8 protein-coding genes and 1 pseudogene are annotated in these 13,549 nt (G+C 57.5%); all 9 read left to right on the top strand.

All coding sequences use genetic code 11. The annotated features are described in order from the left end of the window. The first annotated feature begins 543 nt into the window (after nt 1–543). Nucleotides 544–2,955, top strand: a complete 2,412-nt coding sequence (locus A3AS_RS45515; protein ID WP_018320372.1) for a 2-aminoethylphosphonate--pyruvate transaminase — start codon at nt 544–546, stop codon at nt 2,953–2,955. A 31-nt stretch (nt 2,956–2,986) separates the two neighbouring features. Beyond that, on the top strand, nt 2,987–4,045 hold the full coding sequence (rtxC, locus tag A3AS_RS0125425; protein WP_026202344.1) for a dhydrorhizobitoxine desaturase: 1,059 nt from the start codon (nt 2,987–2,989) through the stop codon (nt 4,043–4,045). A 29-nt stretch (nt 4,046–4,074) separates the two neighbouring features. Further along, entirely contained in the window at nt 4,075–4,860 is a 786-nt protein-coding gene (locus tag A3AS_RS0125420; RefSeq protein WP_245283278.1) for a gamma-glutamyl-gamma-aminobutyrate hydrolase family protein, read from the top strand. A gap of 150 nt (nt 4,861–5,010) precedes the next feature. Next, nucleotides 5,011–5,880 carry a DMT family transporter gene (locus tag A3AS_RS0125415; RefSeq protein WP_245283277.1) on the top strand — a complete coding sequence of 290 codons (870 nt, stop codon included), beginning with the start codon at nt 5,011–5,013 and terminating at the stop codon, nt 5,878–5,880. Beyond that, complete coding sequence (locus A3AS_RS0125410; RefSeq protein ID WP_018320368.1) at nt 5,877–7,163, top strand: hypothetical protein; 1,287 nt, start codon at nt 5,877–5,879, stop codon at nt 7,161–7,163. The genes A3AS_RS0125415 and A3AS_RS0125410 overlap by 4 nt, the downstream gene beginning before the upstream one ends. Continuing rightward, the gene (locus A3AS_RS0125405) at nt 7,163–8,500 is read left to right on the top strand and encodes a glutamine synthetase (RefSeq protein WP_018320367.1); all 1,338 of its coding nucleotides are present in this window, start codon (nt 7,163–7,165) and stop codon (nt 8,498–8,500) included. Before A3AS_RS0125410 ends, A3AS_RS0125405 begins: the two co-directional genes overlap by 1 nt. A gap of 792 nt (nt 8,501–9,292) precedes the next feature. Then, a complete protein-coding gene (locus A3AS_RS47585) occupies nt 9,293–10,138 on the top strand; it encodes a hypothetical protein (RefSeq protein WP_157644383.1) in 846 nt (281 codons plus the stop codon). Nucleotides 10,139–12,258: 2,120 nt separating this feature from the next. After that, nucleotides 12,259–13,047: a histidinol-phosphatase gene (gene hisN, locus A3AS_RS0125375; protein WP_018320361.1), complete on the top strand. Its 789-nt coding sequence runs from the start codon at nt 12,259–12,261 to the stop codon at nt 13,045–13,047. Nucleotides 13,048–13,056: 9 nt separating this feature from the next. Further along, a pseudogene (gene eutB, locus A3AS_RS47580) lies at nt 13,057–13,232 on the top strand (ethanolamine ammonia-lyase subunit EutB); the annotation flags it as partial. Nucleotides 13,233–13,549 lie beyond the last annotated feature (317 nt).

Raw genomic sequence — 13,549 nt, 5'->3', positions numbered from 1 at the left:
CGATGATCATCAAGTGTGCCATGCCTTGATCTGCATCCGGGCGCGATGATCCGACTGAATCGTTTTCCTAACGTCAGGTTTGCCTGAATGGCGCAGGTTCACACGTAAGTCGGTCGGCCGACCTGACGCTTCGTGACGCAAGAAGGCGACCGCGCTCAAGCCTGCGCATGCGTGATGGCTGGATGAGATCGCGCGTCGGCGCCAATTGCGTTCGAGAGCGCGGTGGCAAAGCCAATTTCTGGGAGGTCTGAATGGTATTAGTGAGGAGCTTTGTGAAAGTTCGTTCTGCATCTGGGATGAGATATGGAGGTTGCCCTCCGACAGGGTTTTCGGACAGCGACCCGAAACGCGCCGGCGATCCATGGCGTTTGACTCGAAGCTGTTGAACCCAGGAAGTCGACGCTCACCACAGGGGCTCCCTGGTAGGTTGGGCGTACTCCAGATCCATTGACGAATACAACTTGAGGAGGAATGGTCTTGACAAGACAGCGCTCTTTGCTGACGCCTGGTCCATTGTCGTTATCGCTGGCGGTCAGGAGCCACATGCAGCTTGATCTCGCATCGCGCGATTGCGAGTTCAAGGAAGTGACCGCCTGCATGAGGCGGCTGATGCTCAATTTGCTGGGAAATGCTGACGACTATTCGGTGGTGCCTATTCAGGGAGGCGGCTCCTTTGCAATGGAAGCTGCTCTCTCTTCATTTGTGTCCCGAGCCCACAGGCCGCTCGTTTGCATAAACGGCATCTATGGCGAGCGCATTTTACAAATTTTGCGGCTGTGGGGCGTCGAAGCACTGAGGCTTGTCAAGCGAGCGACCGATCCTTTGGATCCTCAAGAAATTGGCGAGCATCTGAGCCGAAATCCTGGCGTTACGCACCTATGTTTCGTGCATTGTGAGACGACAACCGGAATCGTCAATCCGCTGGACGCGATCGTGGAGGAGGCGAGGCGACGTGGCATAAAGACCATCATCGATGGGATGAGTTCTTTCGGCGCCCTTAATATCGATCTGAGCCAGCGTGGACCTGACGTCCTGGTCACCTCGAGCAACAAGTGCATAGAAGGGCCGCCCGGAGTGGCGTTTGTCATCGCGTCTCGCGAGCTGCTGGAGAATGCGGTTCAAGAACCGAGGTCGTTTGTGCTCGACGTGAGAGATCAATGGCTCTCGCTCGAGCGCACGGGTGAGTGGCGATCGACCCCTCCCACCCACATCGTTCAGGCAACGACAAAGGCCTTGAAGATTCTGCACGAGGAGGGCATCGATGCCAGGCGCTGCAGGTACGAGAAGGTCAGGGACGATCTCGTCAAAGAACTCGAAGGAGTGGTGTCTCCGCTGCTGTCCCCGGACTTGCAGTCGCCGGTCTGCGTCGCGTTCAGTGCGCCGTCTGGAATCGTGGACCAGGCAGGATTCGATGGGCTGTATCGCCACTTGGCGGCCCACAACCTTTACGTCTACTCGAAGCTGCATCTTCCGACGCGGAGTTTTCGCGTCGGTTGCATTGGGGAAATCCAATCCAGCTGGATCGAGCAGTTGGGGTGCGCTTTTCGTACATATTTCCGGTCCGGTCAGGCTCGGTCAGCAAGGCCGATGTCGAGCCATGAGGCATGCGGGGCTCGCGTAAAGATGCCGGGTCGAGCGGCCGGGGACCCGCAGCTACCGTTTTCCGCGGAGACTGCTGTTCTGCATGCGGGCTATCGACGCGACCCGGTGACGAAAGCCGTCGCAGTGCCGATTTACCAGAATACGGCTTATGAACTCGATGGCGATCTAAACCACATTGCTGACGTCTACAACGTCAAGGCCGATGGGTTCACCTACACGAGGATAATCAATCCGACGACCCGCGCGCTGGAAAAGCGCTACGCCGCCGTCGATATGGGCAGCGACTCGCTCGCCGTTGCGTCAGGTCAAGCGGCGACGTTCCTGGCTATCGTCAACCTGTCAAGTGGCGAAGTGGGGGACAATGTCGTCGCCTCTCCCTATCTATATGGCAATACCTGGAACCTGCTCCACAACACATTAAAGCGTCTTGGGATCAGCGTGAGGACGGCAGATCCTCGAAGGCCCGAGACGTTCGAACGTGCCATTGATGATCGCACGATATGCCTGTTCGGAGAGGTGATTTCGAATCCCTGTCTGATTCCACTCCCCGTCAAGCAGCTGGCGGAGATCGGCCGAAAGTACGGTGTGCCTTTGGTCGTGGACAATACGACGACGCCACTGGTATGCCGGCCGTCAGATCTCGGCGCTGCGATTACGACGTACTCCGCAACGAAATATATATGCGGCCATGGCACGACGCTTGGCGGACTGATCGTTGACAACGGCGAGTTTAGCTACCGGAAAGCCTCTCGCTTTCCCTTGTTCAACCGTCCCGACGATGCGCATGGCGGAATTGTCTGGCATAACGCGGTGCGCGATGTCGACGATCTTGGAAAGAGCGAGTTTTTGCTCAAGGCTCGCATGACCTGGTTGCGCGATACAGGCGCGGCCATCGCCCCGTTTGCGAGCTTTCAACTGATCCAAGGGCTTGAAACGCTGCCCCTTCGCATGAAGCAGCACTGCGCGAATGCCAGGATCGTGGCCGACGTTCTCAAGGAGCACCCTAAAGTGCGCCGTGTCTTCTACCCGGGGCTCTTTGAAGGCGCCGATCGGGAAACCGTCGAACAGACACTCAATACCGCATACGGACACGGGGCGATGGTCATGTTCGAAGTGGAGGACGAGCAGGCCGGGCGCAAGTTCATCCAGAACGTCGACTTGATGTATCACGTTTCGAATGTAGGCGATGCCCGAACGCTCGTGACTCATCCTGTCTCGACGACTCACACCACCGTCCCGCGGGAAAAGCGCGAAGCCGCCGGCATATATGGCGGCTCGATCCGACTTTGCGTCGGCATCGAAGATGTCGGCGACATCGTACGCGATCTGGACAAGGCGCTTTCCGCAATCTGACAACCAGCAAGGCGATCAGGAAGAGGTTCTCATGAATCAGGCAGACGCTTGGAAACTGAGGTCATCACGCTATGAGGCCGTTCAATTCAGCCGGGAGGTCAATAAGCAGCTCTCCGAGCTGAGGCCGGACAACATCACGGGAGCGGCCTATATTGCCAAAGATTACGCTGTCATCGCAGCGTGCACGCTCGCGACCGTGTCGGTCTCATGGTGGCTCTACCCGCTGGCCGTTCTTCTGATTGGTGCCTATCAGCGCGGATTGACAACCATCGCCCATGATGCGGCTCACCGCACGCTCGCGAAGAACACGACCTGGAACTACGTCCTCGGCATTCTGTTCGCTTCCTATCCCTTGTTCCAGCGCCACTGGGCCTACCGGATTTCGCACGTCTATTTGCATCATCCCTATCTTGGGGACCCGGACAAGGATCCCGACCTCAAGTTCTTCCTGGCCAGCGGCGTTTACGACGTGCAGCCTCCGGAGCGGTACGCTTTCAACATGATCTGGAAGCCGATCTTCGGCGGCGCGACAGTGGCGTATCTGAGGTATCTTTGGACCAATCGGTTTTCGATCACAGACGCCGAGGATCAGAGCCGCTCAGGCATACTTATCGACAAGTATGGCTTCTATCTCTTCTGGATCAGCATCCTGGCCGGGTCATATGCTCTTGGGCTGCTCCATATCGTCGTCCTATTTTGGATCGTGCCCTATCTCACCACGTTTCAGGTCCTCGGCTGGTTTATCGAGCTCGCCGAGCACTCACCTATGTGCGAAACCGAGACGCAGAACGTCTATCTCACCAGGAATCGGAAAGGAAGTTTCCTTGAGCGGGCCATCCTCGGACAGAATCTGGATGAGTACCACCTCGAGCATCACCTTTCGCCGGGTATCCCGTTTTGGCTGTTGCGCAAAGCTCAGAAAATCCGAATGCAGGATCCGAACTACGCGAAGGTTGCCGAGACCTGGGGCGGGCTCTTTGTCAAGGGACCCCAAGGTCAACCTAGCGTCATAACTCAGTTGAAAGAGCGAAATCGACGGTTGTACGAGCAGTCCGTTGCCGAAGTTCGCACGCGAGGGCAGGTGGCGTGACGTTGCTACGGCCAGAGCGCGCCCGAGCCGTGGTCGGCGTCACTTCGAACCGTCTATTGGTGGATGGTGTGCATCGCGACTGGTTGCGGCGCAAGTACGTGCAGGCACTCCATCGTCATGCGGGAGTGGCGTGCGTGATATTGCCGACGGTCGACGCGGAAGATGCGAGGGAGGAGGTCGCCCCGGCGATCATAGGCCGGCTCGACGGCCTGGTGTTGACTGGTGATGAATCGAACATCGACCCCTCCGTCCTGAGAGCGCCGTCGTCCTTGACGGAGGTTGATCGGCAGGACGTTGAGGTTGGGATCCTTGATCGTCCGCGCGACAGGCTCTCTGCCGTAACCATAGAGAGCGCCATCGCGCTCGGAATGCCTATTCTCGGCATTTGCCGTGGGCTTCAGGAACTCAACGTCTATTTCGGCGGTACACTCCGCCCATCGCTTGCGGAGTGGAGGCCGGAAAGTGGCGCGATGCATGCCGAGAAGCCAGATCGTCCAAGAGACCGTCAGTATGACGCCGCGCACAGCGTCAGGATATGTTCCGATGGCGCGCTCTTCCCAATCGCGCGGACGATTGAAGCGCAAGTCAACTCGCTGCACAATCAAGGCATCGAGGCGCTTGCCCCGGCGCTGAGGCGGGAGGCGTGGGCGCCTGACGGCCTGGTCGAGGCGGCTTCGGTCATTGGCGCGCCGACACTGCAAATCGGCGTGCAATGGCACCCCGAATGGCACGTCTCAACCGATCTCCTCAGCAAGCAACTGTTCAAAACATTTGGTGAGGCGTGTGTTGGGTACTGCAGAGCTAAGAAGCACTAGAGGCGGATTGTGACATTTCAAACCAAACATGGTCCGTGCAGGTCGAAAGGAGAGCCCCTCGGAGCCGATGCACGCGCCTGGTCCTCCGCGGGCCGTGCGCGGCCGCGCGGGCAGCGATTGACGAATAGCTTCGCTCTAGGAGTGTTCTTTGTGGCGCTTTATGTCGTCGTGAGCGCGGCAGGCGAGGTTTACGCGGCATCGTATTTTCAGCAAGCAGATGTGTTCGTCGCGCTCCTGCTGTCCTTCGCTGTGGTTTGTCTGACGTTCAATCTCCTGGCTCGCCACGAGGGAGGCGAGGCAAGGGTGGCGAAATGGTCGCTCCTGGTCTTCGTCGCGCTCAATGTTGTGACAGCGATCAGCTGGATCGGCCTATTTATCGGACTGAAATACGCTGAACCTGCGATCGTCGTCGCCTTCATGGTGGCGTTGGGCCCCACAGCAACAGTGTGGTTAAACGCACTGATCAGGCGCCAGGGTACCCCTCCAGCATCCGATATCGTCGTGAGCGTTACGATCGCGATGATCGGGAGTTACATGATTTGGATCTCGGCCAGCGGCAACGCGGGCGTGGAGTGGGGGGCTCGATCGTCCTTTGGCATCGTCTTGGCGATCGTGGCCGGCCTATCGCTGGCCCTTACAAATATACTTGTCAAACTGCTGTTCGACCGTGGGTTTTCTGGCCGCCAAGTGCTTGCGCATCGCTTTTATGGAACGATTCTCTTGCTGCTGGGACTGGTCGACCATTCATCTATCGTGCCCGAAATCTCGCAGCATTGGTTTGCGATCGCAACAATTGGGCTGTCGACGATCCTTGTTCCTTTGCTCTTGATCCAGCAGGGCATTCGCCGCGTAGAGCCCTTCACTGTCAACATGGTCCTGTCCACCGCCCCTATCATCACCTTCCTGTTTCAGTACTTCGATTCTCGCATCGTGCCTTCGTCACATACGTTCGTTGGAAATGTTCTCATTACGGCTGTCGCTGTCAGCAACATCTACTTGCAGTATCGGAGATCCGCATGAAAAAACGGAATTGTGTAATCGTAGACGCATACTCTACCGGCCGATACCTACCGGAAGAATTCAAGCGTTATGGAATTGGAACGGTGCATGTGATGTCGGCTGCACAGATTCCACCCATATTCCAATCGCATTTCAATGCGGATCTGTATGATGAAGTCATTCGCCCCAGCGAGTGCATGGGGTATGACGAGATCGTTGAATATCATCTTCAGGCTCTCCATGGCAGGGAATTGGAGTTCGTTATCGCGGGCTGCGAGACCGGAGTTGAGCTCGCCGATTCTTTGTCGGAGCGGCTGGGCTTACCTTCAAATGGAACCGCGCTATCGGCTGCTCGGCGTGACAAAGCGCGGTTGTCTTGCGCGCTGACCTCTGCAGGCGTGCGATCGATCAGACAAGTCGTGTCCGACAGTGCTGTAGAGTTCGCAAGCTGGAAGCGTGACGCGAAGTTCGATCAGATCGTGATCAAGCCTCTGAACAGTACGGGTACCGAGGATGTATTCTTTTGCTCGACAGATGCTGATATTCAGCGGGCTCTAAGCGCAATTGTCGGGAAGACGAACCGTGTCGGAGCGCTGAATCGTTTTGCCCTTGGGCAGGAAAAAATAAACGGCCAGCAATACACCGTAAATGCCGTCTCGATCGACGGGGAAGCCTTCGTTACGGAGGCATGGACCTATGACACCGTTCCTATTGAGGGGGCATCATCGGTCTGCTCACTTGAGAGATTGTTGGGGGGCAGCGAACCAATCGTTCAGGAGCTGTCAGACTACTTGGTGCGTGCGCTGCAGGCGCTTCAGATCGTCGACGGACCGGCTCATGCTGAGATCATTGTCGATCATCGGGGGCCGGTTCTGGTGGACTTCGGAGCGAGGCTTCAAGGGACCATGTCGGCAAAAGCACGAACCATGGCGTTGGGGCACAACCATCTGACGCTGACGGCCTGGCGCTACGCAGATCCCAAGGGCTTTGGTGAGTACATGAGGCTGCGCGGGCCCTACAAGCGGCAGGCTCACGCACTATGCGTCTCGCTGATCTCCGATATCGGCGGTGTCGTTGCCGGTTACCCGGGACTCGAAATAATCCGCAAGCTCCCGAGCTTCGCGGATGCCATTGCATTCGTTCCGATTGGTCAAGAGCTGGTTCCGACGATCGACTTGGCGTCGACACCAGGCATCGTTTATCTCGTGAATAGCGACTTGAATCAGCTTGAGAATGACTATTGCAAGTTGCGAGCAATGCGGATGGACCAGGTGTTCGGTTTAGTGACGCAGGATCGCGACTAATGCCAACTGATGTCAGGTTGACAAAGGCGAATCCAGCCCGCGCGGCGATGATCGGCGTAAGCGACTTCGATGGCGTGCTGCGAGGCAAACACGTCTTAGGTGAAGATCTCTCGGATGGAGATAAAGTTATCAAGTTCTCTGAAGCGGTGCTGGCGTGGGATTGTTCGGATCAGATCATTCCGGCCAGTTTCACGCAAAAGCCACTATCAGCATTCGGAGATGCTGATCTGCGTATCCTGTCAGGCACCGGCCGTTCGGTGTCTTATGTCGGCGATCAATATCTCTACCTCGCCGAGTTCACGGGCGCACATGAGAACATCTGCCCGCGCGGTATTCTGCGTAAGGTGCTGAGAAGGGCTGCCGACCACGGCTATGGCTGCACTGCCGGGTTCGAGTTTGAATTTATGCTGTTCAAGGAGAATGCCGACACAATTGAAGACAAGCCGTTCGGCGAATGGTCTCCTGTAACACGGGGCCCGTTCGGCTACTCGATTGCGCGCTCTGTCGCGCAACATGAGCTGTTCGATGAGATCTTGGCGCTTTGTGAGAAGGCGAGAATACCTCTCAGCGGACTGCACTTTGAAACGGGGCCTGGCGTGGTCGAAGCGTCACTTCGTCATTGTGATGCGCTGGAAGCTGCCGATCGAGCAACCATATTCAAGTCGATGATAAAAGCGTGGGCGCAAACGCGAGGCATGATGGCTACATTCATGGCCAAGGTTTCCGAGAAATGGCCCGGCCAGTCCGGCCATATTCACATCTCGATGTCCTCGGATGGTCAGAATGCGTTTTACGACAGCGATGCGTTCGGTAACGTTTCGAAGCTTATGAGGCAATTCATCGCCGGACAACTAGAATACATGAATGAGTTCTGTGTGCTCGCTGCGCCGAACTTCAATAGCTACAAGAGATTGGTCCCTGGCTGCTGGGCACCAATCTGTCCAAGCTGGGGAGTTGACAACCGCTCCTGCGCGGTTCGGGCCATTCCGGGAGATCCGTCTGCCCATCGCCTGGAGTATAGGCTGGCTGGCGCAGACGTGAACCCATATCTCGCGCTCGCATGTGCCATTGGTTCCGGAATACTGGGCGTCGAAACAGATGTGGCACTACCGGCTTCGATCGTCGGTGATGCAGGCGTGGAGATGTGCCCTCCGTCTGCGAGATTGCCTCAAAGCCTATCAGAGGCAACATCTCGGTTTGCACAGTCTCGAGCGGCCAATGATGTTTTCGGAGAAAGGTTTGTTGAAGCCTTTTCTTGCTCCCGCCGTTGGGAATGGGAAGCCGTTCAACATCGGGTCACCGACTTTGAACGTCGGAGATACTTCGAGATCATTTAGCTTGAGCTCTTCGACAGTTTCATCTCAGTCCTGTCGTGATCATGTGAATGGCGCCGGAGGGCTGGTGCGACTGTCTGTGCCACCGATTTAGACTTCAATACAGGGCAATGTGGGTCACTCGTTAAGCGTTTCGATTCATATCGGGGATCCATTCGCATAGTTGCACGCGCGGAACTTTGGATGCCGTAGGTGTGACACGCTGATAGTGCCGTTACCGATGGCACGCGATCCCGGTCGACGTGCAGATCAACGGCTTGAAACCGTTCAAGCGAATGCCAAATTCACGATTGATCACGCCATCGCCACGCTGGAGCGGAACCATCGCCAGATACGAGCGACCATACAAAAAGATAGCGACGCTTCAGCCAGGGCTAAGCTGGAACCGGCCTCAATCTGATTGAGAAAGACCTCAAGCTCGCCAAATTGAGATCTTTAGAAAGCGACAGCAAGTGCTTGCAAACATCAAAATCCCCGGTGGGCTGATGGTCGATTTCGGATTGCTCCTTCTGATGACGGCTGCAATTGGCGCTTACTCGATCCATGCTTCCCCGAGCGCGAGCGGATCGTTGGGTGGTCCGCCAAAAGAATCACGAGGTCGAAGACGAGCGCATCGAAAAACGTGTGTTTGAAGCTCTCGCATGCATGTGTAGATGACGCCGCGCGAATAGAATTAAAAGCCGCAAGCGCTGCCTTTCGTGGCCTGAAGGAGTACGGTGACTTGGGCCCCTGATAGACGCGTACTTCAGACAGCGAAACGAGGACAGGGAAGCGGCTCGACGCGCGCTCCTCAATGTGACCGACGCTGTTATCGAACAAATCACCGACACCGAAGACTCAGGATCGGAAGTGCTGTCGCTGGTGCGCGATTTGATTGACACGCGAGTGAACAGGCCGTTCTGCTGGAGCTTCGCCTCTCGCGCCCAAGCCTCTCTTTGTGCCGTTGTCCAACGGGCGAATCGCTCGACTCCGGCTGGAAAAATCCGCCTGCATCTCTTGATGTCCTCTCCGCCGGTACGTCTCGATGGATGCCAGGAATTTAGCCACATTCTCCGCGGCCACAGCCAAGGCGCGAAAGAGTTTGAGCGCCTGATCCGCCGTTACCCGGAAATGAACGCCGACAACGCTCGCAATAGCGACGGTGATCTCGTCATCGATCTGCCCAACTATGATCGCAGCCGCCTCGTCGATTTCGATCTCCTCGACACGCGGACGTCGTCAGGTTCCTTCGTCATCGCTACATTCTCCATAAAGTCCCTGGCGACCAGCATATCGGAGATCTTGGCCCCTCCGCCATCAATTCCGGAGTCCTCGCTTGGCAAGAAAGGCGGGATCGACTTCGCGACCGGCAGGCGCCAGGATTTCGACGAGATTGCCGTCATCGTCGCGGCAACGTCGGATCGTGTAGGCGAACCTGCCGAGACTCGGAGTAGGAACGTTTACCGTCGCAACGCGCGGACGCGTCATCCTGGCTCCATGTGCGGGGCCGCCAATAAATTCAACGAAGGTTTTGGTCATGGGATGATCATCCCCGGTCTCTGCGTGGCGGAGATTACGGCCCGCGACAATCGAGAGCCATCTGCCAATCTTAGCTCTCGAGGAAGTCGCTCTCCTCGAGCCGTGCTCGCCGGTCAAGCTTAACGCCCGGCGCTCGTTCCAGAAGGCCAGCGCGTCTGCGAGCGTCGCCGAATGAACGATAGGATTAAGGCAATCGACCTCGATGCAGGCGATCCTTGCCGTCAGGCCTAGCTCGACCTCGGGCATCTCGCCGCAGAACGGGCAGGCCTTGGCGCGTTCATCGCCGCGCAGCGCGGCCCGTTCGTGCGTTATTTCTCTCTCTGGCTTATCGGTCATAGGCGGGGCTCTGGTACGTGGGCGGGGCCGGAAGCGGAGTTTCTGTCCCGGCTTTACGGCGATGTGCTCCGGGGTCGGCGCCTCCTCCGGCACGGTGGTGATCGCGCCCGGCGCCTTCGCTTATCGCTTGTCTGGCTTCTCAGGAGGTCCGGAGTTTGGACGCCAGACGCGCAATTTTCTCATCCGCTGAACGACAGCGAGTTCGCTTCTCTCGAGTAGGATAGAAATGCGCTTCGGTATTTCGTTGTTTGACGTAAGTTCGAGCAGGCGCTTGTCCTCTTCCTTGCTCCATGGTCTAGACCGGTTCCTAAGCACGATATGATTGACTTTCATTCCTTCGCCTTGGCCGTTGGGTGGAACGCGATTGCCAGACTAGCAGTCTCCGGCGCTCCAGTCCGCGTTGTGAGGGCGGACCATCTCGCGATGAGCACATTTGATCAAAGCTCGCTCGAACCAAGGGCCAGTATCGAATGATGTGGTAAGCGTTTGCATGCGAGCGAAACATAGCTATTCACAAATCCAAAGTCGCATTGCCAGCGGCGACTCCGAGGAAAATGCCTAACATGACAGTATTGCGAATACACTGACCATATCGGTCCTGGGCAAATACCAAGCGCACCTTAGCATTGCAATCACGGCGATAATCAGCTCAAAGCGATTGTCATCCGCTGTCTTTCTGCACGGTGGGGGGAAGGAGCACTGGTTGGCGGCCACAAGGCAAGCCTCATGTTCGGCGCCAGTTCGATGCAGCGCCGATATAGTGCGCTTCAAGAATGTAATTGGGTTGGCGTATTCACGGCCGAATGAAGTGGAAGGGGCCGACTACCCAATCAACCTCCGACGCTGAGATCGTCAAAGCGAATCGAAGATGACGAAGTTGCCTTTGTTTTTGACGGTCAGCCCTTGAGCCTTGAACCGGCAGTTACTGACGTGGCCTGATGGCGGCAAGGTTCATCAAGGCGCCACGATTGGTGAAGACCTTGACAAAGACGAAGGCTGCCTGCGCGGCTGGAAAACTCTGACAAGTTTGAGGCTTGTAGCATCGCTGTTCTAAGTTGACTGGGGTGCATCGCGCCCCGCAAGTTCCCGAATTCGAGCAATTGATCGCGGCCGTCAGCTTTTGGTCAGGGGACGGGGTTAGTCAGGCGCTGCCCGAAAGATGCCTGGGCAGTTTCCTTCACCTGTCATGCTCGATCAGGTGGAGGGGCAATGTCGTAGCGTTTGACGAACACGTATGCCACCTCGCGCGCGACGTTGATCGGCAACGCGTTAATCGATAAATCACATATCTAGGGTGTCCAAATGCCGCATGACTATCGCAGCCTTAGTGTTATCGTTCGGTCCCCGTCGGGCGCGAAGGGCGATACCGGCGAGATAGCGGAAGGACAATACAAGGTCGAGGATGGATACGTACTGCTTAACAAGTTCAAAGATAGTGGCGTTGCGTATCAGGCCGCCCTTGGCAACGACGATGATCCTACCGCTGTCGCGAAGCGACTCTTGAAATCCTGGTGGCAGACGCAGGACGTTTGGGGCGGGAGCATGGAGCCGCCTAAGCGGATTGCTTGAGCCAATATTGGCGCGTTCCGGACTGGGACGCCGTGGCTGGACCGCAACCGCAGGCGCGAAATGAAGAGATCTCGTGCTAAGCGGTGTTCTTTTGCTTCTTCCCAGCGGACGATCTCTTCGTAACCGTTGATGAGCGGGACTGGAAGTATTGAGGAAGCCGCGCGACGCGCGAATCCCGCATTGACGCGACCGTCTCCGGTCTCACGACCGCCATCTTGGACGTGATCGGCGCGGCCCGAGAGAACAATGGGAACGAGACAATGGCTACCATCGGCACCTTCACCGAAAGTGCTCGGCAATCCCGAAACGGCCCTCGAGCAGCGCGCCGAACGCTCGAAATGGCCCAGCATGCCGTCACGGCAGACGATGCCGACGTCTATCTGTCATTCGCCGCTGAACTCGCAGGTTCGGTCAGGCCCATCGTGCTGTCTTATTTCCGCACTCCGCTGGACGTCGCCGCCAAATCCGATGCCAGCCCGGTGACGATTGCCGATCGAGCCGTCGAGCTGCGTCTCAGGGAAAGGATCGAAGCGCGCTTTCCGGAGCATGGCATCATCGGCGAGGAGATCGGAAACAAGCCAGGTGGCGCTTTCACCTGGATCGTCGACCCGATCGACGGCACCAAGAGCTTCATCAGCGGCTTTCCCTTGTTCGGCACGCTGATCGCGTTGACCTATCAGCAGCAACCGTTCTGCGGCCTGATCGACGTCCCCTTTACGGGCGAGCGGTGGATAGCGAAGCCCGGCGTAGCGCGGTTCGGCGATGGATTGGCACGGACCAGCGCATGCGAGAGCGTCGCCGACGCGCGCTTCTACACCACATCGCCTGACATGTTCCGCAAAGGCGAGATGGAGCCATTCGAGCGGCTGTCGCGAGCTGCGGGGATGCGCCGTTTCGGCGGCGATTGCTACATCTATGGCCTGCTTGCGTCGGGACACTGCGACATCGTTCTCGAAACGGGGCTTCAGCCATATGACTACATGGCGCTGGTGCCAATCGTGCAGGGCGCCGGCGGCTGCATCACCGATTGGGAGGGATGCCCGCTCTCGATTCACTCGGAAGGGCGCATCTTGGCAACCGCAACGCCGCGGCTTCATGCCGAAGCGCTCGCCTTGATCCGGGGATAACCACCGATCATGCCCTACAGGACAACCATCGGAGGGACGGTCTTCGGCTTTGCTGACCTCAGGGATCTGATGGCCAAGGCGACGCCCGAGCGGTCGGGCGATCAGCTCGCCGGCATCGCCTCTTACGGTCCGGTCGAGCGGCTTGCGGCCAGATGGCGCTCGCCGATCTGCCGCTCAAGGCCTTCCGCCGATTGCCCTCCATGGTGCGATAAGGCTGCCGATCACCGCACGAACCCGAAGACGCGATGCGCGACGCTGTAGCCGAGCGCGGGGCCTCGCAGGACGCGAGGCGCAGCATAGATGCGGCTCAGCGCAACCAGATGAGGGCGTAGCCGCCACCGACCAACGACGAGGTTGGCGTAGTTCAGCGCTGACTAGGACGCTCTTCGCCAATTGGCGATTGGCGTCGGTTCCGGGATTCCCCGATTGCCGACGATATCGAGCGAGCCATAGCCGCTTGCGACGGAAAAAGCCGTGTCCATAGGCATCGGCGCTGTTTGGA

It is taken from the genome of Bradyrhizobium sp. WSM2793 (genome assembly GCF_000379585.1).
Lineage (GTDB): Bacteria > Pseudomonadota > Alphaproteobacteria > Rhizobiales > Xanthobacteraceae > Bradyrhizobium.
The sequence above is the reverse complement of the archived record's forward strand: the minus strand, read 5'-3'. Positions and strand labels throughout refer to the sequence as shown.

Excerpts from the sequence above, each read along its gene's own strand:
- A3AS_RS45515 (WP_018320372.1), top strand. The coding sequence starts at position 544 with ATGCAGCTTGATCTCGCATCGCGCGATTGCGAGTTCAAGGAAGTGACC.
- rtxC (WP_026202344.1), top strand. The coding sequence starts at position 2,987 with ATGAATCAGGCAGACGCTTGGAAACTGAGGTCATCACGCTATGAGGCC.
- A3AS_RS0125410 (WP_018320368.1), top strand. The coding sequence starts at position 5,877 with ATGAAAAAACGGAATTGTGTAATCGTAGACGCATACTCTACCGGCCGA.
- A3AS_RS0125405 (WP_018320367.1), top strand. The coding sequence starts at position 7,163 with ATGCCAACTGATGTCAGGTTGACAAAGGCGAATCCAGCCCGCGCGGCG.
- hisN (WP_018320361.1), top strand. The coding sequence starts at position 12,259 with ATGGCCCAGCATGCCGTCACGGCAGACGATGCCGACGTCTATCTGTCA.